General features: G+C 40.8%; 4 protein-coding genes and 1 pseudogene. 3 read left to right on the top strand and 2 right to left on the bottom strand.

What is annotated here, in order from left to right:
• Both ACOVO2_RS03575 and ACOVO2_RS03570 read right to left on the bottom strand, forming a co-directional pair.
• Window positions 1-296: pseudogene (locus tag ACOVO2_RS03575) on the bottom strand (EamA family transporter); the annotation flags it as partial.
• A gap of 143 nt (window positions 297-439) precedes the next feature.
• A complete protein-coding gene (locus tag ACOVO2_RS03570; protein WP_421768651.1) occupies window positions 440-1,159 on the bottom strand; it encodes a GNAT family N-acetyltransferase in 720 nt (239 codons plus the stop codon).
• 314 nt (window positions 1,160-1,473) lie between these two features.
• Between ACOVO2_RS03570 and ACOVO2_RS03565 the strand changes: the two genes are divergently transcribed.
• From ACOVO2_RS03565 to ACOVO2_RS03555, 3 genes are all read left to right on the top strand, one after another.
• Window positions 1,474-2,151: a hypothetical protein gene (locus ACOVO2_RS03565; RefSeq protein ID WP_421768650.1), complete on the top strand. Its 678-nt coding sequence runs from the start codon at window positions 1,474-1,476 to the stop codon at window positions 2,149-2,151.
• Window positions 2,152-2,522: 371 nt separating this feature from the next.
• On the top strand, window positions 2,523-3,089 hold the full coding sequence (locus ACOVO2_RS03560) for an RNA polymerase sigma factor (RefSeq protein ID WP_188766922.1): 567 nt from the start codon (window positions 2,523-2,525) through the stop codon (window positions 3,087-3,089).
• A gap of 87 nt (window positions 3,090-3,176) precedes the next feature.
• The coding region (locus ACOVO2_RS03555; protein WP_421768649.1) for a hypothetical protein at window positions 3,177-3,688 on the top strand (512 nt) is incomplete at its 3' end.

The following is a 3,688-nucleotide window of genomic DNA, read 5'->3' as shown; positions in this document are numbered from 1 at the left end:
GTAACTAAACTCACGGCCACCGTGGAAGCACGAGCCGAACCAAAAAAACATATCCAGTGAAACGACATAATTGCTCCGACTCCGAGTAGAGGTAGGGCTTCTTTCCACGAGACTTTTAGGTTTTTTTTCTGAAACTGGGCCACAATCCACATGCCAGATGCCGCCAGTAGGGTGCGATAAAACACTACGCCCAGCGAAGACACCTCAGTTAGTCGACCCAAAATGGCCGTAAAACCGAGTATAATGACAATGAAATGAAGTTTTAGGTAATCTTTAGGTAGAGGTTTTGAATCCATGAAGTGGTTTTTTGTGCAAATATAGCACGATTAAATGATAAGATTATAAACAAATAAAACGTGCCACACTTTCAAGCATGGCACGTTTTGCTGATTTCAAACAATCGTATATTTTTATTCGATTCTACCTTTGATGGTATTAATCACGCCATCAATTCGGCTTCCTCCAATTTTTTTTTTCGACGTTCCTCACGTCGTAATAAGATTCTTTGTTTAAATCTCATCCAACGCTCATACAAAGGCGATTCCGTCAAGAAATCCCACTCGTCTTCTTTTTTATTTCCAGCTTCTTCTTTCTTTTTAGCCTCAACGGGGTCGAACAACATACCCGTACATAAGCAGTGCTTGCGATTGGTGCGGGTAAGCACATCGTAGTTGACGCAGCTTGAACAGCCTTTCCAGAAAGCATCATCGGCAGGTAGCTCGCTGAACGTAGTTGGTTCGTAACCCAAATCAGAGTTGATTTTCATTACGGCCAAACTCGTAGTTAGACCAATGATTTTTGCATCGGGATATTTCTTGCGTGAAAGCTCAAATGCCTTTTGCTTGATGCGTGTAGCAATACCACTCTTACGATGCTCTGGATGCACAATAAGACCCGAATTGGCCACAAACTTGCCGTGCTCCCAAGTTTCGATGTAGCAGAAGCCTACCCATTCGCCCGTATTGGTTAGAGCAACGATGGCTTTTCCCTCATCCATTTTTTCTATCAAATAATCGGGAGAGCGTTTGGCTATACCTGTGCCACGAGCTTTGGCACTTTCGGCCATTTCATTACAAATAGTTTCGGCCAAATAGTGGTGACTTTCGTTAGCTACTTGAACAATATATAAATCTTCGGATGTGATTGCTGAGTTATTCATCGTCATTTATTGGGCTTTCCCTCAAACGGAGACGCTGTATCCTAAATGGTTTTTAAATGAAAAAAAAGAAAACTTTTGATGAGAAGGGGTTTTGCTACGAGGGCAAAACAATTACTGCCTGATATTGAAATATCGGAATCGTCGAACTGGCGATATGGGGAGTCTGATGTGCATTTGCTTAAAACAGGATGCAAAGATGTTTCGTTTAGTAATAATATCCAAAGAAACTGCTTAATATTTTTGTTTGCATCAGAATAACGAAGGGCTTTTATTTTTAGTTCGTGCATACAAAAATTTTTAAGAGAGACTTCACTTTGAGCGAAGCCTTCCTTTTGATAACTTTGAACAAAAAAACTGATTTTCATTTGAATACTCGACTCGCTAATTTTCTTTCGATAGCTCTGCATCCGTTGTTGATGCCTACAATCTTATTTTTATTGCTTTTGTTTATTGCTCCTACACCCTTGGGGGCGGAGTCGCTCGAAACACTCATGAAGTTGGCCGTGGTGGGTTTTGTTTTTATTTACACATTTGCTTTACCCGCTTACTTTGTTTATTTGCTGAAACGCTGGGGAATGATAAGTAGCCTAAAACTCGAAAATCTAAAAGACCGCCGATTGCCATATTTTGTTACGGCTCTGATTTACACGGCTTTAGGATATTTTCTCTATTCAAAAAATTCGATGCTTTTTCCGTGTGGGTTTATTTTGTGGAGTATCGCAGCTGTTATTTTGTGTGTGGGCATTATTAGCCTTTGGTGGCAGATTTCGGCTCATGCGGCGGGCGTGGGTGGCATGATTGGGGCTTTGGCCGGTATATTAGTGCAGTTTGGTGAGCATAGCCTTTTCTTTCCTTTACTCTTCTTGATTATTCTTGCTGGCTACGTTATCTCGGCACGTTTGGCTCTTAATGCTCATACGCCCGCACAGGTTGGTGCTGGCTTTCTACTTGGTTTGGGGCTTAGTTTGGCTTCGATTTATGTGTTGTTTTGAGTTTTTATATATCTCTCCTATATTTTGCCCTGAAAGGGCTTCAATAAATTAAGATGGGGCATCGCCCTATCAGATAGATATATCTCAAGTTCTTCTGCCCTGAAAGGGCGAAGGAATTGCTACCGAAGCTTGTTTCGCCCTTTCAGGGCAGAGGAACTTAGAGAATGATAAACTGAGAAAAGGGCTTTGCCCTTTCCTAAATGTATTAATACCCTTTCAGGGTAATTTTTACATAGCTTTAATGTGTTTAACCTGATTCTACACTTAAATTTCTTACTTTTTCGAAACAATTTTCAAAAATGTTTTACGTTTCGTGCAACATTTTATTTTTGGTTGCGTCATTTGATTGTAACTTAAAACACTAAACTTTTCTGACAAACACTATATTCATTAACAAGCACTTCGACTTGGTCGAGCGATGCAAGCGTGGCGAGAGTAAAGCACAGTATGAGCTGTATAAGCATTACTCAAAGGCTATGTTTAGTATCTGTATGCGAATACTCAACCATGTAGGCGAGGCCGAAGATGTATTGCAAGAGGCTTTTATTGATGCTTTTGCCAAGATTGGAGATTTTCGTCAGGAATCGACATTTGGGATTTGGTTGAAGCAGATTGTTGTCAATAAAGCCATCAATCAGATTCGTGCCAGAAAGGTGCAGTTTGTGGATATCGAAGAGTTTGACGGCGATGAGCAAGACATCGCCGATGTACAGGAAAGTTCAGTAAACGAAGACGACGTCAAATTTGAGGTTGAACGCATCAAACGAGGAATGGAACAGCTACCCGAAGGTTTTAGAGTAGTATTATCATTGTATTTGTTTGAAGGCTACGACCACGAAGAAATAGGTAAGATTTTAGGTATCAACGAATCTACTTCTCGTACGCAATACATGCGTGCAAAGAAGCGATTGTTGGAAATAATAGCCCCCCGCCCCTAAAGGGGGGCCTTTGTCACAGTAAAATAAAGCTCCCCTTCAGGGGCGGGGGCATCATTAAATTCCCCTTTAGGGGTTAGGGGTGTTATTATGGATAAATTAGAAAGATTTGTAAGAGATAACCGTGAGGCATTTGACGACTATGAGCCGTCGGCTGACTTATGGAAAAAGATAGAGGCAAAGAATGTTCATGCCAAGCCAGCAGGTAAACTCGTGAGTTTGCAGCATTGGATTGGCAGTAAACCAAAATTTGCCTTAGGAATGGTGGCTGGATTTGTGATGTTTTTGATGATGGGCTACTTGGTTTATAATTATGCCAAACCTGCATCGCAGAATCCTGATATTATGGCTTTGAGTCCGACGTATGCAAAAGAACTGACGCAGTTTACGTCGTTGGTCGAAGCAAAGCGTGAAGAATTAAAAACAATAGAAAAAGAAGACCCAGAACTTTATCACCAGTTCGATACCGAGCTGACAGTTTTGGACCAAAATTATCAAAACCTCAGAAAAGAATTACCCAAAAATCCTAATCAAGAGGAGTTGTTAAAAGCAATGATTCAGAATCTTAGCATGCAGATTGAATTATTGAATCAGCAATTACA

Origin of the sequence: Emticicia sp., from assembly GCF_049241225.1 — a bacterium.
In the GTDB taxonomy this organism is placed as follows: domain Bacteria; phylum Bacteroidota; class Bacteroidia; order Cytophagales; family Spirosomataceae; genus Emticicia.
Note: the sequence above shows the minus strand (reverse complement) of the source record. Positions and strands in the feature narration are given on the sequence as shown.

Bases quoted from the DNA above. Each gene is read 5' to 3' on its own strand.
- ACOVO2_RS03570 (WP_421768651.1), bottom strand. From the start codon at position 1,159: ATGAATAACTCAGCAATCACATCCGAAGATTTATATATTGTTCAAGTA.